19 protein-coding genes and 4 tRNA genes are annotated in these 23,752 nt (G+C 70.3%); 11 read left to right on the forward strand and 12 right to left on the reverse strand.

All coding sequences use genetic code 11. From position 1 onward, the window contains the following. Positions 1-155: 155 nt before the first annotated feature. Together AC07FN_RS14255 and AC07FN_RS14260 are read right to left on the reverse strand one after the other, a co-directional pair. Positions 156-227 (reverse strand) — tRNA-Val (locus AC07FN_RS14255). Between the two features lie 57 nt (positions 228-284). After that, positions 285-683: a TIGR02611 family protein gene (locus AC07FN_RS14260; protein WP_478396020.1), complete on the reverse strand. Its 399-nt coding sequence runs from the start codon at positions 681-683 to the stop codon at positions 285-287. Between the two features lie 942 nt (positions 684-1,625). Between AC07FN_RS14260 and AC07FN_RS14265 the strand changes: the two genes are divergently transcribed. The 6 genes from AC07FN_RS14265 (at position 1,626) to AC07FN_RS14290 (ending at position 5,095) form a co-directional block, all read left to right on the forward strand. Next, a complete protein-coding gene (locus AC07FN_RS14265) occupies positions 1,626-2,051 on the forward strand; it encodes an SsgA family sporulation/cell division regulator (protein ID WP_093261194.1) in 426 nt (141 codons plus the stop codon). A gap of 141 nt (positions 2,052-2,192) precedes the next feature. Further along, positions 2,193-2,265, forward strand: a tRNA-Gly gene (locus AC07FN_RS14270). A 47-nt stretch (positions 2,266-2,312) separates the two neighbouring features. After that, positions 2,313-2,384, forward strand: a tRNA-Cys gene (locus AC07FN_RS14275). 1 nt (position 2,385) lies between these two features. Further along, positions 2,386-2,460, forward strand: a tRNA-Val gene (locus AC07FN_RS14280). A gap of 320 nt (positions 2,461-2,780) precedes the next feature. Then, positions 2,781-4,616: a glycoside hydrolase family 15 protein gene (locus AC07FN_RS14285; RefSeq protein WP_478396021.1), complete on the forward strand. Its 1,836-nt coding sequence runs from the start codon at positions 2,781-2,783 to the stop codon at positions 4,614-4,616. Next, a complete protein-coding gene (locus AC07FN_RS14290) occupies positions 4,613-5,095 on the forward strand; it encodes a hypothetical protein (protein WP_478396022.1) in 483 nt (160 codons plus the stop codon). Before AC07FN_RS14285 ends, AC07FN_RS14290 begins: the two co-directional genes overlap by 4 nt. Positions 5,096-5,100: 5 nt before the next feature. Here the strand turns inward: AC07FN_RS14290 and AC07FN_RS14295 are convergent, their stop codons facing one another. The 4 genes from AC07FN_RS14295 to AC07FN_RS14310 form a co-directional block, all read right to left on the reverse strand. After that, a complete protein-coding gene (locus AC07FN_RS14295) occupies positions 5,101-5,877 on the reverse strand; it encodes an SWIM zinc finger family protein (protein WP_478396023.1) in 777 nt (258 codons plus the stop codon). Between the two features lie 192 nt (positions 5,878-6,069). After that, complete coding sequence (locus AC07FN_RS14300) at positions 6,070-7,851, reverse strand: DEAD/DEAH box helicase (protein WP_478396024.1); 1,782 nt, start codon at positions 7,849-7,851, stop codon at positions 6,070-6,072. 23 nt (positions 7,852-7,874) lie between these two features. Then, entirely contained in the window at positions 7,875-8,924 is a 1,050-nt protein-coding gene (locus tag AC07FN_RS14305) for a hypothetical protein (protein WP_478396025.1), read from the reverse strand. A gap of 317 nt (positions 8,925-9,241) precedes the next feature. Continuing rightward, positions 9,242-10,069 (reverse strand): alpha/beta fold hydrolase, encoded by an 828-nt coding sequence (locus tag AC07FN_RS14310; protein ID WP_478396026.1) that lies wholly within the window; start codon positions 10,067-10,069, stop codon positions 9,242-9,244. Between the two features lie 62 nt (positions 10,070-10,131). Between AC07FN_RS14310 and AC07FN_RS14315 the strand changes: the two genes are divergently transcribed. Further along, positions 10,132-10,707 (forward strand): CGNR zinc finger domain-containing protein, encoded by a 576-nt coding sequence (locus AC07FN_RS14315; protein ID WP_478396027.1) that lies wholly within the window; start codon positions 10,132-10,134, stop codon positions 10,705-10,707. Positions 10,708-10,830: 123 nt separating this feature from the next. Then, positions 10,831-12,408, forward strand: a complete 1,578-nt coding sequence (locus AC07FN_RS14320; protein WP_478396028.1) for a hypothetical protein — start codon at positions 10,831-10,833, stop codon at positions 12,406-12,408. Between the two features lie 333 nt (positions 12,409-12,741). Here the strand turns inward: AC07FN_RS14320 and AC07FN_RS14325 are convergent, their stop codons facing one another. The 3 genes from AC07FN_RS14325 to pruA all read right to left on the reverse strand — a co-directional run bounded on the left by AC07FN_RS14325 (position 12,742) and on the right by pruA (position 16,262). Continuing rightward, entirely contained in the window at positions 12,742-13,395 is a 654-nt protein-coding gene (locus AC07FN_RS14325; protein WP_478396029.1) for a Pr6Pr family membrane protein, read from the reverse strand. A 139-nt stretch (positions 13,396-13,534) separates the two neighbouring features. Beyond that, on the reverse strand, positions 13,535-14,464 hold the full coding sequence (locus AC07FN_RS14330; protein WP_478396030.1) for a proline dehydrogenase family protein: 930 nt from the start codon (positions 14,462-14,464) through the stop codon (positions 13,535-13,537). Between the two features lie 169 nt (positions 14,465-14,633). Further along, positions 14,634-16,262 carry an L-glutamate gamma-semialdehyde dehydrogenase gene (pruA, locus tag AC07FN_RS14335; protein ID WP_478396031.1) on the reverse strand — a complete coding sequence of 543 codons (1,629 nt, stop codon included), beginning with the start codon at positions 16,260-16,262 and terminating at the stop codon, positions 14,634-14,636. Between the two features lie 148 nt (positions 16,263-16,410). On the opposite strand from pruA, the gene AC07FN_RS14340 reads away from it, so the two are divergent. Then, on the forward strand, positions 16,411-18,078 hold the full coding sequence (locus AC07FN_RS14340; RefSeq protein ID WP_478396032.1) for a PucR family transcriptional regulator: 1,668 nt from the start codon (positions 16,411-16,413) through the stop codon (positions 18,076-18,078). A 3-nt stretch (positions 18,079-18,081) separates the two neighbouring features. Here the strand turns inward: AC07FN_RS14340 and AC07FN_RS14345 are convergent, their stop codons facing one another. The 3 genes from AC07FN_RS14345 to AC07FN_RS14355 all read right to left on the reverse strand — a co-directional run bounded on the left by AC07FN_RS14345 (position 18,082) and on the right by AC07FN_RS14355 (position 21,907). Then, complete coding sequence (locus AC07FN_RS14345; RefSeq protein ID WP_478396033.1) at positions 18,082-18,654, reverse strand: SMI1/KNR4 family protein; 573 nt, start codon at positions 18,652-18,654, stop codon at positions 18,082-18,084. Between the two features lie 493 nt (positions 18,655-19,147). After that, positions 19,148-20,080: a type I pantothenate kinase gene (coaA, locus tag AC07FN_RS14350; protein ID WP_452617426.1), complete on the reverse strand. Its 933-nt coding sequence runs from the start codon at positions 20,078-20,080 to the stop codon at positions 19,148-19,150. Between the two features lie 375 nt (positions 20,081-20,455). Then, positions 20,456-21,907, reverse strand: a complete 1,452-nt coding sequence (locus AC07FN_RS14355) for an amino acid permease (RefSeq protein ID WP_478396034.1) — start codon at positions 21,905-21,907, stop codon at positions 20,456-20,458. A gap of 336 nt (positions 21,908-22,243) precedes the next feature. Between AC07FN_RS14355 and AC07FN_RS14360 the strand changes: the two genes are divergently transcribed. Together AC07FN_RS14360 and AC07FN_RS14365 are read left to right on the forward strand one after the other, a co-directional pair. Then, positions 22,244-22,696 (forward strand): universal stress protein, encoded by a 453-nt coding sequence (locus AC07FN_RS14360; protein ID WP_452617428.1) that lies wholly within the window; start codon positions 22,244-22,246, stop codon positions 22,694-22,696. Next, positions 22,677-23,654 carry an adenylate/guanylate cyclase domain-containing protein gene (locus AC07FN_RS14365; RefSeq protein WP_478396035.1) on the forward strand — a complete coding sequence of 326 codons (978 nt, stop codon included), beginning with the start codon at positions 22,677-22,679 and terminating at the stop codon, positions 23,652-23,654. The genes AC07FN_RS14360 and AC07FN_RS14365 overlap by 20 nt, the downstream gene beginning before the upstream one ends. Positions 23,655-23,752 lie beyond the last annotated feature (98 nt).

Genomic DNA, 23,752 nt, shown 5'->3' on the forward strand with positions numbered 1-23,752 from the left:
GCTCCGCGACAAGACCCTCTACCAGCCAGCCCGACCCACAACCCAACCCACGGCGCCCCCAGCCGCCGCTTGACAAAAACATAGGAACACCCCCCCACTACAAATACAAGTGAACCCTGTCTGCCGATGGCAGACAGGGTTCACCTATGAACGCGTGGGCGATACTGGGATCGAACCAGTGACCTCTTCGGTGTGAACGAAGCGCTCTCCCCCTGAGCTAATCGCCCTTGTTCTGTTGTTTCGTCCCCGTTCCCGGCGACGAGAAGAACAATACACGATCGTTTTCAGGCGCCGAACAGGGGGGAGGCCAACCACGTCCAGTGCAGGCCAAACCACCCGCCGACCGTGTTGAACAGGCCCAGCAGCCACAGCGTCGTGAGGACGACGAGGCAGGTGGCACCCATGACGGCGAGCTTGGTGGCGAGGTGCTGGCGGGCGAGCCAGCGCACCCAGCGCTGGTAGTAGCGCTTGGCGAACATGTTGACCTGGTGGGCCCAGTGGAACTCGGTGGCGAGGATCCCGAGGCCGGCGAAGACGACGAGCCAGCCGGGGCCGGGGTAGGGGATCATCAGGATGCCGGCGATGAGCACGATGGTGCCGAAGACGCCGAGCACGACGCGGTAGGTGATGTTGAGGCCGGGCTTGCTGCGGACGCGTTCGCGGAAGGCGTGCAGGCGCTGCATCAGGGCGTGCAGCCTGGGCGCGCGCTGTTGGTCGGTGGTGGGTTCCGCGTCGGTGTCGCGGGGTCCCGACTTGGTCGTGTCGTTCAGGGCTGTCCACCTGCCAGTTGCGAACGGTCGTCGGTGTGGGACACCTCTCGCGGGCCGCCGGTCGCCCGCGGTGTCCGATGTGCGTCAGAATACGGGCCTGGTCCGATTGTGGCCGTCGCCGTGCGGCTGGGGTGTCAAGCGCGCAGTTGGCCGGTGCGGGTTCGCCCGCTGCGGTTCGGATGTGACCGGAATCATCACCGATCGTGGGTGGTGCCGGGTCTTTTGGCCCTGGCGCCGGTCTTCGATCCTGGTCACAGTGTGACGCCACTCTCGACCGGGCGTTCGGGCGCACGCGTGGCCGATAACGGAGACGGTTCGGACCATTAGCCCGATACGGGGAACTGTGGTGGCGAGCGTCTCATCAGCGGGCCTCGCTGCGAGAATGCCGGGTGGTCCGATCGCCTATTCTTGAGCGGACGTCAAGCGAGCTCGACGAAGCGGTAAACCCGGTGGTCAGACCGGGCGCGGCAGCGGGTTCCGCAAGGCAAGGGCGACGGATCGAAGGCCCGGTGCAAGAACGATTCGCTCGGTTACGGAACGTAGTGGAGTTCGGTCACTGAGTGGAGTGCTGGTCCTGTGAATCAACGTCCTGGAGTCGAGTTCGTTCGCGGCGGATCTTTCTCCGGTGTGAACTTCGGTTCCGGCCCGTCTCGTAATGGGGTGGCCGGATCCGTGTTCGCCCCGAAACCGGAGTCTCGCGAACACGCTGCGCGTTCGCTTGATTGCCCAGCGAATTGGGGTTTGCCCCGTACGGGTGATCTATGCGGGAGTTGCGAGCGTTTCGGCCCGATGAGGCGTCACAACTGTGTTGCTCGGTCGATAAGCGGACCGGGAAGGAGCGGAAAGGGGAGGACAATGCGTAACGATCATGTGACACTCCGTTCGACGGCCGTGTTCGATCTGTTGGCTCCGCAGGCACCTGCCGTGCCGGTTCAGGTCGAGCTGCGTTACGACACCCGGGATCCGTACGCGGTGGTGGCCGCGTTCCGCACCGGCCGCGCCGGCTGGGTCGAGTGGGTGTTCGCCCGCGACCTGCTCGCCGACGGGCTGATCGCGCACGCGGGCGAGGGCGACGTGACGATCCGGCCGGTGGTCGACGACCCCGAGGTCGTGGCGATCGAGCTGAGCTCGCCGTCCGGCCACGCGGTGTTCGAGGCCTCGGCGCAGGAACTCGCGGACTTCCTCGACCGCACCTACGACGTCGTGGTGCCGGGCAACGAGAACCTGTGGGTCGATGTGGACGAGGCGCTGACCCGGTTGCTGCCTCACGACCTGGGCTGATCCGGGGGGAAGATCGGCCCGGCGCGGCGGCGCGCCGGGCGATGGGGCCCCCCTTTGATCGCGGTCGTGGGCGTGGTCTAGAGTTCACTGTGCAACGCGGCGGACGGACCGGAGGTTCTCCGGTTTAGAAGTCGCAGGCAGGCGGACGTAGCGCAGCTGGTAGCGCATCACCTTGCCAAGGTGAGGGTCGCGGGTTCGAGTCCCGTCGTCCGCTCTGGATTCTCTGGTGGTCCAGCCGACTTCGGTGTGGATGCGGAGTCCGGCGGAGTGGCCGAGTGGCTTAGGCAAGGGCCTGCAAAGCCCTGTACGCGGGTTCGATTCCCGCCTCCGCCTCGCGCGATTAGCTCAGTGGGAGAGCGCTACCTTGACACGGTAGAGGTCACTGGTTCAATCCCAGTATCGCGCACCATCTTTTTCGCAGTTCGCAGCCCCTGCGGTGGTCATCACCGGCAGGGGCTGTTCGCGTATGGGGGCTCAATCTCGCCGCGGGTCAATTGTCCTTGCTGCGCGTCGCTTTCATCTTGTCGGGCGCAGTCTCGAACCGGCGTCGGCTCTGGTGGGCGTAGGGCAGAAAGGCATTGGTCCGGTTCTGCCGTGCTGCCGCAGTCTGGCGTGGTGAGGGCGCTGTGCGATGGCGTTGCCGGGCCCGGCGGTGCGGCCGGTGAGCGGGGCGTGGATCGCACGGTGACGAACGGCCGCCGGATCTGAGGTAGCAGTTCGGGGGGTTCGATGATCGGGTCGGATCTCGGCAACGGCTCGCGCGTCGTAGTGCCGCGCCGGGAGGGGTATGCGCCGCTGCGGGACTACGCGGCGCTGGGCGATGGCCGGACCGTGGCCCTCCTCGCCCTGGACGGCTCGGTGGACTGGCTGACGGTGCCGGACCTGGATTCGCCGACGGTCTTCGGTGCGGTGCTCGACGCGCGTCGGGGAGGCCGTTTCGCGCTGGAGCCGGAGCTGCCCTACCAGGTCAGCCGCCGGTACCTCCCGAGCACGAACGTCGTGGAGACGACGTTCGCCACGGCCGAAGGTGCGGTCCGGGTGACCGATGCCCTGACGCTGCCCGGAACGGCGTTGACGCCCACCCGGGAACTGGTCCGCAAGGTCGAAGGGTTGTCGGGCGCAGTACCCATGCGCTGGTGCGTGCAGCCCCGTTTCGGCTACGGCACCGCGGGCCTGCGCATCAAGCGGCGAGCAGACGTGCCGGTGGCGTCGGCGGGCACGGACGCGGTGGCTGTGTGCACCTGGGGCGCGGGCGAGCCGGTGTGCTCCGGTGCGGAGATCGAAGGTGCCTTCGAGATCCGGATGGGTTCGCAGGCCGATCTAGCACTGAGCTTCGCGCATCAGGAGCCGCTCGTGGTGCCCGCACGTTCGGAGTGCGCGGCGCGGCTGGAGGAGACCGGGCACCGGTGGCGGGCCTGGCTGCGGGATCGCTCCGGCGCCGGGCGCTGGCAGGAAGCCGTGACGCGCAGCGCCTTGGCCCTGAAACTGCTGGTGTTCGCCCCGTCGGGAGCGGTGGCCGCCGCCGCGACCTCGTCGCTTCCCGAGGAGATCGGCGGCGGGCGCAACTGGGATTACCGGTTTTCCTGGCTGCGGGATTCCGCCTTCACCCTGGACGCATTCCTCGCGCTCGGGTGCCCCGACGATGCGCAGGCCTACTTCTGGTGGCTGATGCACGCCACCCAGTTCACCGAGCCGCGGCTGCGCCCGCTGTACCGGCTCGACGGCGGTGCCCGCGCGCCCGAGCGCGTGCTCGCATTGGCAGGGTACCGCGGGTCGGCGCCGGTGCGGGTGGGCAATGCCGCAGTCGAGCAGCTGCAGCTGGACACCTACGGCGAACTGCTGCAGACGGCCTGGCTGTACGCGACGGCCGGCGGCAGGCTCGATGCCGACATCGCGCGGCGGTTGGCGAGGGTGGCCGATTTCGTGTGCGCGAGCTGGCGGCAAGCGGACGCGGGGATCTGGGAAGTCCGCAGCGCGCCCCGGCATTTCACCCAGTCGAAGATGATGTGCTGGATCGCCCTCGACCGCGCGCTGCGCTTGGCCGAACGAGGGCTGCTTCCCCGCCGGCACGCACGCGCGTGGCGGCGCGAGCAGGATGCGATCGAGGACTTCATCGAAACGCGGTGCCTGAGCGAGGACCGGAGCAGCTACGTGCGCAGCGCCGGCGCCGAGGAGGTGGACGTCAGCGTCTTGCTCGGCCTGCTGCGCGGTTATGCGGGTCCGCAGCAGCCCCGGCTGCACGGCACGATCGAGGCCATCCGCCGTGACTTGGCGCGCGGACCGTTCGTGTACCGCTACGGCGGCGACGATGGTCTGCAGGGGACTGAGGGGGCGTTCGTGGCCTGCTCGTTCTGGCTGGCGGAGGCCGTTGCGCGCTGCGGTCACCTCGAAGAGGCCGCGGAGCTGATGGACCAACTGGTCGGGCTGGCCAACGACGTGGGCCTCTACAGCGAGGAGATCGACCCGGCCACGGGGGAGTTCCTGGGGAACATGCCGCAGGGCCTGACCCATCTGGCGTTGATCAGCGCGGCTTGTGCGATCACCGAGCAGGCGGTGGCGCGGTGACGATCTGGGGAGCGCTCGCCGGTGGGTTCATCGGCACCCTGGTGCTGACCACGGCATTGCGCGCGGCGAACGAGTTCAAGCTGACCCGCATCGACATCCCCTTCCTGCTCGGCACCTGCCTCACGGTCAACCGCTCGCGCGCGAAAGCCCTCGGCTACCTGGCGCACTTCCTCTTCGGGGAGCTGTTCGCCCTGGGCTACTACGGGCTGTTCGTCGCGCTGGGAACCAGCAGTTGGTGGTTGGGGGCGTTGTTCGGTCTGGTCCACGGCCTGTTCGCCGGAACCGCGCCGGTGAACCTCCTGCTGCCGGTGGTGCACCCGCGGATGGGAACCAGCCTGACCAGCGCTCCCCGCACCGCGCTGCTCGAACCGCCGGGATTCCTCCTGCTCAACTACGGGGTGGTGACACCGGTGGTCAGCCTCCTGGGGCATGTCCTCTACGGAGCCCTCGTCGGCGGATTCATCTCCTACACCGGCTGACCTGGTCACGCTCCTTCGGCGAGCGTCCACGCGCGGTTGCGGGCGTGCTGGCCGGCGGACACGAGGTGCTGCCAGCTTTCCCGGTCGATGCCCCGGATCTCGCCGAGCTGCCGCAGCGCCTCCGGCACCCGGCCGTCCGGCCGGTGCGGGTGGACCGCGATCGCTGCCAGGTCGCCGCGCGCGGTGAACAGCGCTTCCGGGTCGAGCCGGTCGATCGTCGGGCGCTCCGGTTCGGCCGAGCCGGAGCGCGCCGCGCGCAATGCGGCCAGCAGCGGCTCCCGGTCGCGGCCGCGCAGCCTGGTGAGCAGGAACGGGTCGGCGTCCAGCATCGGGGCCAGCACGTAGTGCACCGCCGCGGCGTGCCCGCACGGCTCGCTCTTGCTGGTGCATGTGCACGTCGAGCCGAGTTCGCCGGTTCGTGGGAACAGCGACAGATCGACCTCGCGCAGCGTGTCGTCGACGTCCTCCGGCAGCTCTCCCTGCAGCAGGGCGGCGGCGTGCCGGAGCTGACCGGCGAGCGCCTCGACGGCCCTTTCCCAATCGGCGTCGGAGAAAACCGGAAGCGTCAGGACGATGTCGTGCGCCCGGCCGCGCCCGTGCACCTGGGCCCGGATCCGGCCCGGCTCGACGACCAGGTCCTGCACCGCGCCGTTGCGCGCCAGCGACCTTCCGTGCGGCAGGCGCGGATTGGGATAGGTGGCGCCGAGCGATTCCAGGGCGCGCCGCCAGCGCCGTCCCCACCACGTCGCGCCGAAGGATTCCGTCCGCTTCTTGCCGCTCATGACCGGTCCGCCTCTCCGCGATTCACAGTGGTGGTTGCGTTCAGCCCACTCTCCCGTTGCGTGGTTTCTCGTGGCTGGTTTGCGTCACGGTCCCCTGGGGTGCGGTTGAGGAGGGCTGAGGTTGACACAGGGCTACTCATGAGTCCTCCGCATCTTGCGGGCGGATTTCATGAACGGGGAAGCCGTTTTCGCTCATGAGTCCTCAGTGGACAGTTCGACGAGTTCGCGCAGCGCGTCGTCGGTCAGTTCGGCCAGCCACGTCTCGCCGCTGCCGATCACCGCGTCGGCCAGGGCGCGCTTCTGCTCCAGCAGGTCGGCGATCCGCTCTTCGAGCGTCCCGTGCGCGACCAGCTTGTGGACGTGCACGCGGCGGGACTGGCCGATCCGGTGCGCGCGGTCGGTCGCCTGGTCCTCCACCGCAGGATTCCACCAGCGGTCGTAGTGCACGACGTGCGTCGCGCGGGTCAGGTTCAGGCCGGTGCCGCCCGCCTTCAGGCTGATGATCAGCAGCGGCGGGGCGGTGTCGTCGTGCTGGAAGGCATCCACCATCGCCTGCCGCCGCGCCGTCGACACGCCGCCATGCAGGAACGGCACCGCGGGCAGGCCCAGCTCGGCGGCCAGGTGCTCGGCGAGCAGCTCGCCCATCGCCCGGTACTGGGTGAACACCAGCGCGCGGTCGTCGGCCGCCACCACCTCGGCCAGCATCTCGGTGGCGCGGGTGAGCTTCCCGGAGCGGCCCGGGAGCGGCCCGGTCTCGCCGAGGAAGTGCGCGGGGTGGTTGCAGATCTGCTTGAGCGCCGTCAGCAGCTTGAGGATGCGCCCGCGCCGCCCGATGCCGGCGCCCAAGCCGTCGTCGAAGGTGTCCCGCACCGTCCTCCGGTACAGCGCGGCCTGCTCGTCGGTCAGCGTGCAGGTGACCACAGACTCGACCTTCGGCGGCAGGTCGGCCGCGACCTCGGTCTTGAGGCGGCGCAGCAGGAAGGGCGCGACGACCGAACGCAGCCGCCGCGCGGCGTCGGCGTCCTGCCAGCGCTCGACCGGCACCGCGAACCGCTCCTTGAAGCGGGGAAAACCGCCCAGCAGGCCGGGATTCGCGAAGTGCATGATCGACCACAGCTCGGCGAGCCGGTTCTCCACCGGCGTGCCGGTCAGCGCCACCCTGGCGCCCGCGCGCAGCCGGCGGGCCGCTTGCGCGGTCTGCCCGGCGTGGTTCTTGATCTGCTGCGCCTCGTCCAGCACCACGACCTCCCAGTCCACTTCGGACAGGAGGGCGGCGTCGGTGCGCAGCAGGGGATAGGTGGTGATCACGACGGAGCCGGGGGTGAACGCCCCGGGAGTGGTGGGCCGCCGCGGGCCGTGGTGGCGCACGACCGGCAGCTTCGGGGCGAAGCGGTTGAGTTCGCGCTGCCAGTTGTCCACCACCGACGTCGGGCACACCACCAGCTGCGGCCGCGCACCGGCGCGGGCGGCCAGCAGCGTGATGGTCTGCAGCGTCTTGCCGAGCCCCATGTCGTCGGCGAGCACCGAGCCGAATCCCAGCTCGGCCATGCTCTGCAGCCAGGCCGCGCCGCGCTGCTGGTAGCCGCGCAGCGTCGCGTCGATGCCGATCAGCCGTGGTTCCCGGGACGGCTCGCCGAGCCGCTCGACCAGCGTCCGCAGCCGCCCGCCGGCGGACACCTCGACCTCGCCGAGCTCGGTGGCCCGGCGCCCCTCCAGAACCGCCGCCAGCGCTTCGGACTCCGACAGCGTGTGCGTTTTCCCAAGCACGGCGCGGACGTTCTTCGCCTCGTGCACGTCGACGCGTACCCAGCAGCCGCGCCAGCGCACCAGCGGGCGGCCCGCCGCGATCAGCTCGTCGAGCTCGTCCGCCGTCAGCGCCTGGTCGCCGATGGCGGCCTCCCAGCGGAACCGCGCCGAATCCGGGGAGTGGAGGCGCGCCCGGAGGCGGCGCACCCCGGTGAGATCGGCCGGCACGTCGACGGCGATGCCCGCGGCGGTCAGCTCGGCCTCGCCGGTCGACAGGAACCCGCCGCCTGCGCGACGTCCAGCAGGGCTTCGGTCGGGCGCTGCTCGGACAGCGCCGCGTCCAGCGGCCGGAAGATCCGGGCCGCCTCGGCCAGGCCGCGCACCAGCGAATCCTGCGGCGCGCCGATGGAACCGCCCGGCAGCCGGAGCGTCGCAGAACCCGCCGACCAGGCCCGCGCGGCCGGCACCGACACCGTCCGGTCGGCGGCTTGGAGGTGGAAGCTCAGCGCCCACGGCGCGCCGTCGTCGGCGGGTACCTCCAGGTGCAGGCGGAGCCGGCCGCCGAGCGGACCGGCCGGGGCCGCCGGAAGCGGCCGGGCCCAAGCCAGGACCTCGGACCTGGCCTGCTCGTCGAGCCGCACCACCGGATCCGGGCCGGTCAGCGCGGTGATCCAGCTGCCTCCCCAGGAGCCGTTCCCGGCGATCGCGGTGCTCCGCGCGCACGCGTCCGCGACGGCGTCGCCGAAGGCGGCGAGGAGTTCCGCCGCGGTCCAGAGCGCGTCGCCGCGGCGCAGCGCGTGCGCGGCCGGCGGCAGGGCCTCGGCGAGCGCGGCGAGCCGGTCGTCGTTCGGGTTGGCCAGGCGCCAGCAGGCGATGTCGTCGCGCACCTCGGGCACGAGGTGCCCGGCGGCGACGTGCTCCAGGGCCAGTTTCGCCGCGACGCTCCAGGCGATCAGCGAGTCGCCGGGGCGGTGCCAGCCCGGCCACCGGTCCGGGCTGGGCAGCGCCGCCAGCGGCGCGAGCGCGTCGCCGACCGGGATCAGCACGGCGGGCACGTCGGCCGCCCCGACCCCGCGTCCGGACGGCAGCACGGTCGGCAGTTCCCCTTGCGCGACAAGGGGAAAGCCGAGCTCGGTCGCCGCCGCGGACGGGTCGTCGGTGCCCCACAGGGCGAGCTGTCCGGCGGACGGCAGCGGGCCGTGCGGCCGGAAGGTCGCCTGCAGCCGCGCCGGGATGCCGGTTCTTCTGGTGCTTGCCGGAGCGGTAATGGGTGTCCTCCGTTCAGGCCGGTTGGCGGGCACAGTTGTCCCCCGACCGCGATGCCACGATTTCCCCGCTGCCGGACAACGGTACCCAAGAATCGTTGTGCTGCCCAGAAATCCAGCTCAGCGCGCTATTTGACAAATGCCGCGGATTCTGGCCGCGAAGCGATTTGACAAATGCCGCAGTTCCTGTCAGCGAAGAGATTTGACAAATCGCCTCGGATGCCTTCCGGGAATTTGCTGACCTGCGGTTCCGCTGCTGCGGTGGTGTTGCGGAAAACGTGATTCCGGCCGTTTCTCGAACGGGCCTTTCGGGACGCACTGCCGATGCAGAACCCCGGAGCTGCCGAAAGTGGCTAGCCGAAGAAGTCGAGCAGTGCCGCCGCGGTTTTCCGCGGCTCGTCCTCGGCGATGAAGTGCCCGGCATCGGGCACCGTCGCGCGGCGGGCACCGGGAATGGCCGCGGCCAGGCGATCGCCGACCGAAGGGTCCAGCCACTCGTCCCGCTCGCCCCACAGCACCAGGGTGGGCGCGGTGATCTCGCCGAGCCGGGCCACGACCTCGCGGGTGTCCTCGAAGCTCACGGCGGCCACCTGGTCGATCCAGCGCTGTTGCCCGGCTTCGCCGCTCCAGGGCGCGAGGTACGCCGCCGCGGCGGTGCCGGACATCCGGTGCGCGGCGGTGCTGAAGCGCGCGGCGATGATGTCGCCGAAGACGTGCGGCGGCATCGTGCGGTAGGCGTCCTCGTGGGTCTGCATGTGCTCGGTGAACGGGGTGTTCCACGGGCCGAGCACGGCGGCGTCGAGCAGTGCGAGGCTCCGGGCCGGGACCCGCTCGACCAGGTGCGCCCGCAGCACGATCCCGCCGCCGATGTCGTGCCCGACCAGGCTCGGTTCGTCGATCTCCCAGTGCTCGACGAGCTCGGCGAGCGTCCGGGCCTGGCGGGCGATCGATGGTGCGGCACCGGGTTCCGCGCGGGAATCGCCGAAGCCGAGCAGGTCCCACACGTGGACGGTGTGCCGCCGGGCGAGCACCGGCACGACGTCGCGCCACAGGTAGGACCAGGCCGGCGTGCCGTGGACCAGGACCACCGGCGGCCCGTCGCCGAAGACGCCGGTGGCGACCTCGCCGCCGGACACCTCGACCCGCCCGGTGAGCCGCCACGTCTCGGGCTTCGTGTGCATCGATCCTCCATCGCTAAGGGGTATATTCGTGTTTCTCCGGTTACCGTAAGGGAGGGTAAGGGTTGAAAGCAACGTTCAACGATTACGCATTGGGTGCCGGGGTGGCCACCGACCTGGTCAACACCGCGCCCGAGGTGCGGAGCGCGGGCGAGGTGCTCGTCGACCCCGCGGCCTTGGAGCATTTCCTGGAGGAGCACGAGATCCGGGCCGATGCCCTGGCGGACGGCGGGCCGAGTGCCGCCGACCTCGATCAGGTGCGCGCGCTCCGCCAGGAGGTCCGGGCCGTCATCGAAGCCGACGAAGACCGGCTCGTCGAAGGCGCGTCGGCGCTGGTCGCGCGTGCCGTCACCGGCCCGTCGCTGCACCGCGACGACGGTGGCCGGTGGCAGTGGCACGTCGCGACCGCGCCGCACGCATCGCTGGCCGACGAGCTGGCGGTTCTCGTGGGAACCGGGCTGCTCGGCGCTCTGCGCGCGCTGGGGCGCGACCGGTTCCGGGACTGCGCTTCGCCGGTGTGCAACGGGGTTTTCGTCGACACCAGCCGGGCGGGCCGCCGCCGCTACTGCATGCCCGAGCTGTGCGGCAACCGCCTCAACGTCGCCAACCACCGGGCCCGCCGCCAAGCCGCCAAGCCCTAGCCGGGCGCCGGTGATGTGGGCGATCGGCCGCTCTTGGTAACCCGATCGGACGAGTAGTGGTTGTTAGTATGCCTGCGGTCTGGGCGCTGCCCGGCGGTTTCTCCCGCTACACCCGGAGGTTCGATGGCCCAGTCGCCCGGAGACGGCCCGAAGCGCGTCGCGATCATCGGCAGCAGCGGCGGAAACCTGCACAGCCACGGCGGCGACGACCCGGCCCGGCTGCTGGCCGACATCGCGCGGCAGCTGGACGCCGCGGGCATCGAGCTGGCCGCGGTGCAGTTCGTCGCCGCACAGTCGTCGATGGACCACGCCTCGGACGACACCGCGGCGACCCTGTGGACGCTGGAAACCGATGGGCCTGCGCCGGCCTTGCAGGGCTCGCTGGCCGAGGTCAACGAGGCGGCGGCGGAACACGACGAGCGCCTGGCGCAATCGCTGCGCTCCGGTGAGGTCGACGGCTTGATCCTGGTCAGCGCCGACCCGTCGGGTGCCAACGGCCAGGCGGTCGCCGCGGCGGCGGAGGTCCGCGCCCCGGCCAGCGGGACCGGCGGCACCTCGCTGGCCACCGCGCAGGCCCTCGGGGTTGACCTGGTCGCCGGATCCGGCACCACCGGCACGACCAGCGCCACCCGCGCGGTGTCCTACGTGTCCGGGCTCGCCCGCCGCTGGGGCCTGAAGTACCGGCCGGTCATCGGCAGCGGACCGTCCACTGTGGCCGAAGGCAGCCCGTGGCGGCGGATCAGCATCCGCGGGATCATGGTCGGCAGCATCCCGGCGTTCATCGCGATGGCCCTGGTGCTGGCGATCAGCAAGATCCCCGGTCTCGACTTCCTGTCGCCGGTCTTCGACACGCTCATGGAAGGGCTGCCGATCGTCGTGGCGGCCGTCGCCGCCCGCCGCGTCTCCGGGCTCGGCGAGGTCGGACTGGTCGCCGGTGCGGTGGCCGGCATCCTGTCGGCGCAGGGCGGCATCCTCGGCGGCCTGGTGGGCGGCGTGCTCGCCGGCGTGCTGGCGTCGTACCTGCTCACCTGGACGCTGGCGCGCCGGTTCCCGGCGACGACGGCGAACATCGTCACCGGCGGTCTCGCCGGGTTGCTCGGCGGGCTCGTCGTCCACTTCGCGCTCGCGCCGCTGACCAGCGCGATCGGCGACGGTGTCAAGGCCGGCATCGAGGCGCTGGTGGAGTTCAACCCGCTGCTGGCCGGTGCGCTGGCCGGGCTGGTGATGTGGCCGGCGATCATCGGCGGCGTCTACCACGCGGTGATCCTGCCGCTCGTGCTGGTCGAAATGGGGGAGAAGGGGCACAGCTTCTTCGGCGCCATCGACATGGTGGGCCTGGTGATGGTCAGCCTCGGGATCACGCTGGCGAACGTGGTGCTGCCGCGCAGCAGTGGCGAGCGCGCGCTGGCGGCCTCGGGCGCGGCGGTCAACTTCGGCTTCGGCACCTTCGTGGAGGCGGCGTACCCGTTCCTGTTCGCCGACAAGCGGGTCTTCGCGGGCGCGCTGCTGAGCGCGGCGGCGGGCGGCGCGCTGGTCGGCTGGACGGGCTCGGAAGCGACGGCCTACCTGCCGGCGTTCGTGCCGCCGTTCATCGCGACGAACAAGCTCGGCATGGCCCTGGCGATGCTGGTGGCGTGCGCGTGCGCCTTCGCGGTGACGGCCCTGGCGAACCTCCACCACCGCCGGAAGCAACGCGCCTGACCCGGTGCTCCGCAGTTTCAATTGAAACCGCGGGAATCCCTTGGGAGGGCACAAGTTTCAATTGAGGTTTTTCCAATCTCGTTTTGCGTGGCGGTGCGGGTAGCGGAACCTCAGAGGCTCCCTGGACTGTGGATGCCCCTTCTGATGTATGTCCAATACACGGCGTCAGGGCCGTCCTCGCCAGGAAGCCTCTGAGAACCCGCGGCGGTGCCAGTGTCGTAGGTGGGCTATGCGCCTGCGGCGCATGCGACAGCCAATCGACGTGTGGCTTTACGACCCGCGGCTGCGGAACGACCAAGATGAAAAACGCTCAATTGAAACTGCGTTCTGGGGTCAGGCGGCGATGCGTTGCGGTGCCGGTGTTGGTGCCGTGGGCTTGGGCGCGTTGCGGGGGAGCGCCCGGTCGGCGGCCACCATCGCCAGGCCGAGGAGCCAGAAGGCTCCGCCGTAGATCACCACGTTGAGCGCCATCCCGTCGTAGCCGAGGGCGTTGACGTCCAGGAACGGGTACGGGTACCGGTCCAGCAGCGCGCCCCGGATCAGGGCGAAGGCCAGGTAGCCGAACGGGTAGGCGAGCCAGTGCAGCGCGCTGGCCCAGCGGAACCGGCGGTGCTCGTCGAACAGCAGCCAGTCGACCGCCGCCGCGATCGGGGTGACCAGGTGCACCAGCTGGTTGCCCAGTTCCCAGGTGCCGGACAGCGCCGCGGTCATCTGGAACGGCTGCCCGGCCAGCACCAGGTTGTAGACCAGCCCGGTGATCGCGATGAAGAGCGTCGTGCCGCCCTTGAGCCACTTCGGCGGGTGTCCCGCTCCGCACGCCGTCGCCACCGCGGCCCAGGCGAACACGATGGCCACCACGACGTTGCTCTGGATGGTGAAGTACACCAGGGCGCCGGTGAAGCTGCCGTCCTTCGTGCTCAGGTAGATCCCGACGACGGCCGCGAGCGCCACGGCGATCCGGAAGAGCGTTGCGGCCGGCCTGCGCATGTTGTCCCACCCAGAAACGCGAAGAATCATTCAAGATTCAGATTAACGAGGCGAACCGGGCGTGCCGACGTGATCTGCGGCGCATGGGAAACGGCCCGGCCCGAGGGGGAATCGGGCCGGGCCGTTCGGGGGCGCCGGATCAGTTCTGGGAGATCAGCGAACGCAGGAAGAAGACCAGGTTGGCCGGGCGCTCGGCGAGGCGGCGCATGAAGTAGCCGTACCACTCGTCGCCGTAGGCCACGTACACCCGCAGCTTGTTGCCCTCCGCGGCGATCCGCTTCTGCTCCTCGGTCCGGATGCCGTACAGCATCTGGAACTCGTAGCTGTCCGCGCTGCGCCCGGACCGGGCGGCCAGGTCGGCGGCGATCGCGATCATCCGCGGGTCGTGGCTGGCCACCATCGGGTAGCCCCCGCCCGCCATCAGGACCTTCAGGCAGCGGACGTACGAGCGGTCCACCTCGGACTTGTCCTGGTAGGCCACCGAGGCGGGCTCGGAGTAGGCGCCCTTGCACAGCCGGACCCGGGAGCCCTCGCCCGCCAGGTCGCGGCAGTCCTGCTCGGTTCGGTGCAGGTACGCCTGCAGCACCGCGCCGACCCACGGGAAGTCCACCCGCAGGTCGCGGAGGATGCCCAGCGTCGAGTCGGTGGTGGTGTGGTCCTCCATGTCGAGGGTCACCGTGGTGCCGGCGGCGGCCGCGGCCTCGCAGATCAGCCGCGCGTTGTCCAGGGCGATCTTCTCGCCGTCGTTGGGCAGGAACTGCCCGACCGCGGAGAGCTTCACCGAGACCTCGGCCCGGTCGGCCAGGCCCTCGGCGGCGAGCACCTCCAGCATCTGCTGGTAGGCGCGGACGGTGTCGGTGGCCTGCTGCGCATCGAGGGTGTCTTCGCCGAGGTGGTCGAGCGTGACGTACATGTTCTGGTCACGCAGGGCCCGGGTGGCCCGGACCGCGTCCTCCGGCGTGGTGCCGGCCACGAACCGCTCGACGACCGGCTTGGTCAGCGGGTTGGCCTCCACGAGTCGGCGCACGCCCTGGGAACGGGCGGCGGCCAGCAGGGTGCTGCGCAGCATCGTGGTCTCCTTCTTTGCAGCTGTGCTCGGGGGTTTCGGGGATCTCCTGCCTTCCGCGTTGCCTGCAGTCGAAAGTGCGTGCCGCGGTTCGCCGAACGGGGGCGAAGGGTTCGGAGTGGGGAACTGCTCAGGGGTTCGGGGCGCCCTCGGCCGAGGGCGCCCCGAACGCTCAGCCCATGTGCGGGTAGGAGATACCGGTGGGGGCGTCCCACGTTTCCTTGATCGCCCGCGGGCTGGTCCACCGCTGGATGTTCAGCAGCGAACCGGCCTTGTCGTTGGTGCCGGAGGCGCGGCTGCCGCCGAAGGGCTGGCGGGAGACGATCGACCCGGTGGGCTTGTCGTTGACGTAGAAGTTGCCGGCCGCGCCGCGCAGCTTCCGGTGCGCCAGCTCGATGGCGCTGCGGTCGGTGGCGAACACCGCGCCGGTCAGCGCGTACGGGCTGGAGGCGTCGACGACGTCGAGGATCTCGGAGTACTTGGCGTCGTCGTAGACGTGCACGGCGATGATCGGCCCGAAGTACTCGGTGGTGAACACCTCGTCGGCCGGGTCGTCGCAGACCAGCACGGTGGGCTCGACGAAGTAGCCGACCGAGTCGTCGTAGCCGCCGCCGGCGAGGACCTCGATGGAGTCGGTCTTGGCCGCGCGGTCCAGGGCCGCCTTGTGCTTGGCGAAGGCGCGGGCGTCGATGACGGCGCCGCCGAAGTAGGAGAAGTCGGTGACGTCGCCGTAGCGGACGGAGCGGGTCAGGTCGGCCAGCTCGTCGCGCAGGCCGCCTTCCCAGATCGAGCGCGGGACGTAGGCGCGGGACGCCGCCGAGCACTTCTGGCCCTGGTACTCGAACGCGCCGCGGGAGAACGCGGTCGCCAGCGGGACCGGGTTGGCCGAGGGGTGCACGACGATGAAGTCCTTGCCGCCGGTCTCGCCGACGATGCGCGGGTAGCTGCCGTAGCTGTCGAGGTTGTCGCCGATGGTGCGCCACAGCTTCTTGAAGGTGGCGGTGGAGCCGGTGAAGTGCAGACCGGCGAAGCCCGGGTCGGTCAGCGCGACCTCGCTGACGGCCTGGCCGTCACCGGTGACGAGGTTGATCACGCCCGCCGGGAGCCCGGCGGCCTCGAACAGCCGCATGGTGAAGTGCGCGGCGAACTGCTGCGAGGGGGTCGGCTTCCACACCACGGTGTTGCCCATCAGCGCGGGCGCGGTGGGCAGGTTGCCGGCGATGGCGGTGAAGTTGAACGGCGTGATCGCGGTGACGAAGCCGTCCAGCGGGCGGTAGTCCATGCGGTTCCACTCGCCGGGAACCGACCGCGGCTGCTCGGCGATGATCTGCCGCGCGTAGTGCACGTTGAACCGCAGGAAGTCGATGAACTCGCAGGCGGCGTCGATCTCGGCCTGCTGCACCGACTTGGACTGGCCCAGGATGGTGGCGGCGTTGATGGTGTCGCGCCACGGGCCGGCGAGCAGGTCGGCGACGCGCAACAGCACGGCGGCGCGCTCGTCGAACGGCGTCGCGGCCCACGCGGGGGCGGCGTCCTTGGCGGCCTGCACGGCGTCGGCGACGTCCTGGGTGGTGGCCTGCGCAGCGGTGCCCAGCACGTGCTGGTGGTCGTGCGGCTGGACCACGTCGAACTTGTCACCGCCGCCGAGGCGCTGCACGCCACCGATGGTCTGGGTGAGCTCGATGCGCTCGGACTCCAGCTCCGCGACCCGCTTCTGCAACGACTCCCGCTCCGGCGAGCCGGGCGCGTAGCCCTTGACCGGCTCGTTGTAGGGCACCGGGACCGAAGTGATGGCGTCCATGGCCAATTTCGCCTCCTTGCGAGAGTCGCTGTCTGGGACAAGGGTCCTGTTACTTGGGAGATTAAGGTTTCGTTAGCGCCCCGGGCTTGTCCATTCGGCTATCGTTGTCAATATCGGATTGTCCGCTTGAACAAGTGGGGTTCCTGGTTTGCACGAGGTCGAAAACGCCCCGGCAGTGGACGCGGTGGGCGTCGCCGTCGTGGGGGTGCCATTGCGCCAACTCCTGATCGCGGTGGGCGAGCCACTGGTCGACGTGCTCGCGGCGCCGCGCGGCTTCGAGGTCGAGGTGCGCGACGTCGTCATTGTCGACCCGGAGGAGGAGTCCGGCAGCGGGCGCAACGGCGACTTCGTGCTGGTCATCGGCGCACGGGGCCGGGCCGCCGCCCGGCTGGTGCGCGCGGCGGCGCGCGACGGCGCGGCGGCCGTGGCGGTGAAGGTCGACTCCGAATCCGACGCGCGAGCGCTGCGGGACACCGCGATCGACTGCCGGATCGCGCTGCTGGGCGTGCGGCCCGAGGTCCGCTGGGAGCGGCTGGAGTCCTTCGCGCGCTCGGCCGTCGACAACGCCCGCCTGACCACCGACGCGGACCTGGGCGAGGCGCTGGGCGACCTGTTCTCGCTGGCCCAGACGGTGGCGGCGATGACCGAGGGCATCGTCGCGATCGAGGACACCGCGAGCCGGGTGCTCGCCTACTCGCGCTCGGACGACGAGGTCGACGAGCTGCGCCGGCTGTCGATCCTGGGCAGGCAGGGGCCGGAGCCGTACCTGGCGATGCTCCGGGAGTGGGGCGTCTACCAGCGGCTGCGCGCCGGCGAAGACGTCGTGCGCATCGACGAGCGACCCGACCTGGGCATCCGCCGCCGGATGGCGGTCGGCATCCACGCGGGCACCCAGCCGCTGGGCACGATCTGGGTGCAGGAGGGCAAGCGGCCGCTGTCGGAGCACTCCGAGCGGGCGCTGCTGGGCGCGGCGCGGGTGGCGGCGCTGCAGCTGATCCGGCAGCGCACCGAGGCCACCGCCGGGCCGCGGTTCCGGGAGAACCTGCTGACCGGGCTGCTCGACGGCCTCATCGACGCCCAGTCGGTGGCCGACAACATCGGCGCGGACCCGGCGAAGCCCGCGGTGGTCGTGGTGTTCACGCTGCGCCCGCCGGACGCCAGCGCGGACCGCTCCGAACTGGAGCTGCAGCGCGCCGAGATGACCAGCCTGATCTCGGTGCACGCCTCGGCGTACCGCCGCAGCGCGCTGGTCACCACCATCGGCTCGCGGGTGTACGTGCTGCTGCCGGATCTGCCGGAACGCTCGGCGGTGGCGTCGGCGCTGAGCCTGACGCGGGAGATCGTGGCGGCGGCCAAGCAGCACCTGCGGGCGCGGGTGCAGGTGGGCGTGGGCTCGGCGGCGCGGACGCTGGACGAGGTGGCGGAGTCGCGCACCGAGGCGGACCGCATCCTCGACGCGATGACCCACGACCTGCGCGCGGAGATCGCGACGATCTCGGACGTCCGGGCGCAGGTGGTGATCAGCGAGATCCTGACGGTCCTGCAGGGCAACGAGCGCTTCCGCGACTCCCGCCTGGCGGCGCTGCACGAGCACGACGCGGAGCACGGCACCGATCTGGCCCGCTCGCTGCTGGCGTACCTGGAGGCGTTCGGCGACGTCCGGGGGGCCAGCGACGGCCTGCACGTGCACCCGAACACGCTGCGCTACCGGGTCCGCCGGGCCGGCGAGATCACGGGCATCGACCTCACCAACCCGACGGAACGCCTGAGCGCCCACCTCCAGCTGTTGCTGTCCCGCCGGGCCGCCCGCCGCTGACCGCTATTCGGTGGCGTCCCTGCGGGTGGTCGCCACCAGCGCGGCGAAGCCGTCGTGGGGCTCCGGGGCATCGCCGTCGCCGGGCCACCAGTCGTACGCGGTCCACTCGCCGTTCTCCGGGGCGCTGCCCGCTTCCAGCAGCGAGTAGTTGCCCGCGCCGCCGTCGTCGATCGACACCAGCAGGCAGCGTTCGACCAGCTCGACCCATTCGCCCATGTCGGCCGAACGCCAGGCCTCGACCAACTCGGGCTCCAGATCGGCGAACCACCCGACCTGCTTGGTGTTCAACAGGTCGACGGCGTAGGAGATGGTGCTCCAGCCGTTGCTGGCCAGCAGGAAGTTGCGGTAGCTCGGCGGCAGCCGAACCCCGAGGCGCGCTTCGGCGGCGCGGACGGCTTCCTCGCCGGCGGGCTCGTAACCGAGCCACCGGGCCTCGCGCTGGGCCTCGCTCACCAGCCACTCCGCCCGGCCGTCCGCCTCGGCTTCACGCAGGTAGGACGAGGCCAGGAACTCGGTGCTGTAGTCCTGGAGGAATTCGCGCCACTCGGCAATGGTCGAGGGCTGGGACGGATCCATGGGTGAAGCTCCTTCGGCGGTACGTGCGGGCCAGTCTCGCGGAACCCCGGGGCGTTCCGGGCGGATTTGCCCCTTCAGGCCCGGCATCGTGCCCACCCGTCCCCGGCGAGTCTCCCTCCACATAGGACCAGGAGATGCTGGAGGTATTGCCAGAGCTGATGACTGCAGCGGAGCCGACGCCTCTCACGCAAGGACGTGCGATCGTGCTGCGGAAAGATCTCCGAAGCGTGCCTGCCGGACCGGGGTGGGGGGCAGCGGCCGATCGCACCGCCTGAATCCCGCGGCGTTCACGACATTCGGCAATGCCGCCGAGATGCTCGGCACGCTCTCAGCGCGGCTCGGGGCGTTTCTCGATCCGTTGCTCCAGCGGAACTTCCAGCGCTTTGCCGAGTTGTTCCCGCTTTCTTGCGGGTGGGAGATCGAGACCGCCGATCAGCGCCGTGAGTGTTTTGGGGCTGTGGCATCCCAAAGCACTCACGGGACCTGGCCGGTGTCAGAGCTTGCGGAGGCGGACCCGGTTGATCGAGTGGTCGATGTCCTTGCGCAGCACCAGGGTCGCGCGGGGGCGGGTCGGGAGGATGTTCTCCACGAGGTTCGGCTCGTTGATCGTGCGCCACAGGTGCTCGGCCTCGGCGCGGGCCTCCTCGTCGGAGAGCTCCGAGAAGTGGTGGAAGTGCGAGTCCGGGTTCGCGAACGCCGTGCTGCGCAGCGCCAGGAAGCGATCGGTGTACCAGCGGGCGATGTGGTCGGTGTGCGCGTCGACGTAGATCGAGAAGTCGAACAGGTCCGACACCGCCAGGCTCGGGCCCGGCTGCAGCACGTTCAGGCCCTCGATGATCAGGATGTCCGGCTTGCGGACCACGTTCCGCTCGCCGGGCAGGATGTCGTAGGCGACGTGCGAGTAGACCGGCGCGGTGACCTCCGGCGCGCCGGACTTCACCTCGGTGACGAAGCGCAGCAGCGCCCGCCGGTCGTAGCTCTCCGGGAAGCCCTTGCGGTGCATCAGGCCGCGGCGCACCAGTTCGGCCTTCGGGTGCAGGAAGCCGTCGGTGGTGACCAGGTCGACCCGCGGGTGGTCGGGCCAGCGCGCCAGCAGCGTGCGCAGGATCCGCGCGGTGGTCGACTTGCCGACCGCGACGCTGCCCGCGATGCCGATCACGAACGGCACCTTCGTGCCGTTCGTCTCCTCGCCCAGGAACGTCGTGGTGGTCTCGTGCAGCCGCTGGCGGGCCGCCACCTGGAGGCTGATCAGCCGCGACAGCGGCAGGTAGACGTCGGCGACCTCGGCGAGGTCGACCGGCTCGCCGAGCCCGCGCAGGGCGACGAGCTCGTCCTCGGACAGCGGTAGGGGCAGGGAATCGCGCAGCTCCCGCCACTGCGCTCGGTGCAGCTCGACATACGGGCTCAGTTCGCGAACGCGCGTCACAAGCACCCCTCGGCATTGAGGCCCGGCAGGAACTCCAACGCCCCCGGGAACTTCCGGCGGCGCCGGGAAAACCCTAGGACGCCGGAGCCCCGCCGCGCTGTGATCCAGTGCACGCTGAGACACAGCGAACACCCTTGATCGATCGCGACCCATTCCGCTTCGCGGACAAGAACTTCCATTTCCGCAATTTCAATGGAAATCGGACCTTCGATTTCCATTGAAATTGCGCCGGAACGCCGGAACGCCGGAACGCCGGAACGCCGGAACGCCGGAACGCCGGAACGCCGGAACGCCGGAACGCCGGAACGCCGGACGACGCAGGGGGAGGGGCGTCATCCGGCGTTCCGGGTCCGGTCGTGGACCGGGGTCAGCAGGTCACTTCGGCGGCTCGGTCGTGGTGGCCTCGTTCAGCTTCGACTTGCGGTAGCCGTAGGCGAAGTAGATCACCAGGCCGATGGCGAACCAGAGGGCGAACCGCAGCCAGGTCACCGGGTCGAGGAACGTGACCAGCCAGATCGAGAACACGATGCCGATGATCGGCACGATCGGCATGCCCGGGCACTTGAAGCCGCGCGGCAGGTCCGGCCGCTTGTAGCGGAGCACGATCACGGCGGCGCACACGATCACGAACGCCAGCAGGATGCCGATGTTGGTCAGCTCCGCGGCCTCGCCGATCGGCAGCAGACCGGCGATCCCGGCCGAGGCGATGCCGATGAGCCAGGTGAAGCGGCTCGGCACCTGCTTCACCGGGTGGGTCTTGGAGAACCACTTCGGCAGCAGGCCGTCGCGGCTCATCGCGAAGCCCACGCGGGTCACGCCGAGCATGAAGGTGAACAGCACGGTGAGGATGCCCAGGATGGCGCCGACCGCGATGATCGCGCCGAGCACCGGCAGGCCGACGTCGGCGAAGGCGGTGGCGAACGCGCTCTCGCTGCTGATCTGCTGGTACGGGACCATGCCGGTGAGCACCAGGCAGGCCAGCACGTAGAGCACCATCGAGATGGCCAGCGAGTACATGATCGCCTTCGGCATGTGCCGCTGCGCGTCCTTGGACTCCTCGGCCGCCGTGCTCATCGCGTCGTAGCCGAATACCGCGAAGAACACTGTTGCCGCACCGGCGAACGCGCCGCTGATGCCGAACGGGAAGAACGGGTTGTAGTTGCCGGCGTTGATGTGGAAGGCGCCGACGACGATCACGACCAGCACCACGGCGACCTTCAGGTACACCAGCAGCGTCTCGAAGCGCGCCGCGCTCTTCATGCCCTGGTTGAGGATGAAGGCGATCAGCAGGCACAGCAGCGCCGCGAACAGGTTGATCTTGTAGCTGCCCGCCGGCGCGTCACCGGCCTCGGTGCCCGGTGCGCCCATCATCCACAGCGGTAGATCGATGTGCAGGAAGCCGAGCAACTCGTTGAAGTACCCGGAGATGCCGATGGCGACCACCGCGACGATCGCGGTGTACTCCAGCAGCAGGTCCCAGCCGATCAGCCACCCGACGACCTCGCCGAGCACCGCGTAGCCGTAGGTGTAGGCCGAACCGGCCTTGGGGATCATGCCCGCGAACTCGGCGTAGGAGAACGCCGCGGCCGCGCTGGCGATGCCCGCGATCAGGAACGAGATCAGCACCGCCGGCCCGGCCTTCTCGTTGGCCACGGCGCCGGCCAGGGAGAAGATGCCGGCGCCGATGATGCCGCCGACACCGATCGCGGTGAGCTGCCACAGGCCCAGCGTTCGCTTGAGCCCGGTGTCGCCGCCGTCCTCGACGATCGAGTCGATCGGCTTGCGGCGGAATATCCCCCGCCCGGGTTGGAGGCTTGGTGTGGTCACGGATTCTCCCGATGCATTTGTTCTCGCGAAACGGTACGTACATGGCGTGATCCGGCCCGGTGGACGTCCCGCGCAACGTCGTCCGTGTCCTGCATCACCAATGGGTTTGCACGTTGCGGCGAAACCTACGCGTCGACGATGCGCAATCTGCTTGTGGGGTCGGATGAGAGTTTCCAGGCCGGTTTGGCCGACCGGACAAATTGGCCGGTGGGAGGTCGACGCCTGCCTCACAGCCGGGCTCTATCGGTAGCGACCCGTGACCCGCGGGCATCGCGATCGTTAGTGTTCACGCCGGAGTCCACCCGAGGCCAGCCCGCGGCGGAAGTGAGAGTTGTGATGTCCAGTTACCGAACCGTCGTCGTCGGGACCGACGGCTCGGCGCCCTCGTTGCGCGCGGTGGCCCGCGCCGCCGGGGTCGCCGGCGAATCGACGGCCCGGCTGGTGATCGTCTGCGCCTACTACCCGAGCAGCGCGCGGGAGGTGGAGGAGGCGAAGGACGCGCTCGGCGACGAGGCGTTCCAGGTGATCGGTTCGGCCCCGGCCGAGGACACGCTGCGCGAGGCGGCGGACGTCGCCCGCTCGGCGGGCGCGGCGGCGGTCGAGACGTTCGCCTCGGTCGGGGCGCCGGTGTCGGTGCTGCTGGCCGCCGCCGAGAAGGAGGTCGCCGACCTGCTGGTGGTGGGCAGCCGCGGGCTGAACACGTTGAAGGGGCGCATCCTCGGCTCGGTGCCGTCCGAGGTGTGCCGCCGGGCCGATTGCGATGTGCTCGTTGTCCGAACCGCGCGGTAAGCCGTCGATGCGCGGTCACGAGGTCGAGGAGACCATCCTCGGCGGGCCCGCGCGCTACATCAAGGACGAGGTCGCCGCGGCGGCCGGGGTGCCCGTGAGCCGCGCCGAGCAGCTGTGGCAGGCGATGGGCTTCGCGCACGTCGAAGACGACGCCGTGGTGTTCACCGACGCGGACGTCGCCGCGCTGCGCTCGCTGGTCGAGCTGGTCTCGGCGGAGGTGATCCCGCCGGAGCTGGAGTCGGCGGTGGCGCGGTCGCTGGCCCAGACCATGTCCCGGCTGGCGGAGTGGCAGGTCGGGATCTTCAAGTCGCTGCTGGGCGAGCAGTTCGCGCTGGACGTGGCGACCACCGCGCAGGTCGCCGACGTGATCCTGCCGGTGATGGAGCGGATGCAGGACTACGTGTGGCGGCGGCACCTGGCGGCCACCGCGGCGCGGGAGCTAGCCGAACGCGATCCCGGCGCCGACGAGCGGGTGCAGGTGATCGGCTTCGCCGACATCGTCGGCTACACCCGGTTGATCCGGGACTTCACCGAGCTGGAGCTGGCCCGGCTGATCGACGGCTTCGAGTCGCTGGCCGGCGGCGTGGTCGCCGAGAACTACGGCCGGGTGGTCAAGACGGTCGGCGATGAAGTGCTGTTCGTGACCGACAACGCGGCGGAGGCCGCCGAGATCGCGCTGACGCTGAACGAGGAGATCGCCAAGACCGACCTGCTGCCGCCGCTGCGGATCGGGCTCGCGATGGGCCCGGTGCTCGCGCGCTTCGGCGACGTCTACGGGTCGACGGTGAACATCGCGAGCCGGCTCACCTCGGTCGCCCGCCCCGCTTCGGTGCTGGTGGACCGGGAGGTGGCGGCCGCCCTGCGGGGGCGTGCCGGATACCGGCTGATCTCGGTGGGGCCGACGAAGGTGCAGAGCTTCCGCGCCCTGCGGGCCTGGGCGCTGCGCCGATCGGAGTGACGGCCACACGAACGGGCGCATTCGGTGTGACCTAAATCCTGTTTCTCTTGCATGCGACAAGCAAGCATGCTTGGTATAAGGCCGCTCGGCGTTGATCA

It is taken from the genome of Saccharopolyspora sp. NPDC045941 (assembly GCF_056431445.1).

Bases quoted from the DNA above. Each gene is read 5' to 3' on its own strand.
- AC07FN_RS14260 (WP_478396020.1), bottom strand. From the start codon at position 683: ATGCAGCGCCTGCACGCCTTCCGCGAACGCGTCCGCAGCAAGCCCGGC.
- AC07FN_RS14265 (WP_093261194.1), top strand. From the start codon at position 1,626: ATGCGTAACGATCATGTGACACTCCGTTCGACGGCCGTGTTCGATCTG.
- AC07FN_RS14285 (WP_478396021.1), top strand. From the start codon at position 2,781: ATGATCGGGTCGGATCTCGGCAACGGCTCGCGCGTCGTAGTGCCGCGC.
- AC07FN_RS14295 (WP_478396023.1), bottom strand. From the start codon at position 5,877: ATGAGCGGCAAGAAGCGGACGGAATCCTTCGGCGCGACGTGGTGGGGA.
- AC07FN_RS14310 (WP_478396026.1), bottom strand. From the start codon at position 10,069: ATGCACACGAAGCCCGAGACGTGGCGGCTCACCGGGCGGGTCGAGGTG.
- AC07FN_RS14320 (WP_478396028.1), top strand. From the start codon at position 10,831: ATGGCCCAGTCGCCCGGAGACGGCCCGAAGCGCGTCGCGATCATCGGC.
- AC07FN_RS14325 (WP_478396029.1), bottom strand. From the start codon at position 13,395: ATGCGCAGGCCGGCCGCAACGCTCTTCCGGATCGCCGTGGCGCTCGCG.
- AC07FN_RS14330 (WP_478396030.1), bottom strand. From the start codon at position 14,464: ATGCTGCGCAGCACCCTGCTGGCCGCCGCCCGTTCCCAGGGCGTGCGC.
- pruA (WP_478396031.1), bottom strand. From the start codon at position 16,262: ATGGACGCCATCACTTCGGTCCCGGTGCCCTACAACGAGCCGGTCAAG.
- AC07FN_RS14345 (WP_478396033.1), bottom strand. From the start codon at position 18,654: ATGGATCCGTCCCAGCCCTCGACCATTGCCGAGTGGCGCGAATTCCTC.
- AC07FN_RS14360 (WP_452617428.1), top strand. From the start codon at position 22,244: ATGTCCAGTTACCGAACCGTCGTCGTCGGGACCGACGGCTCGGCGCCC.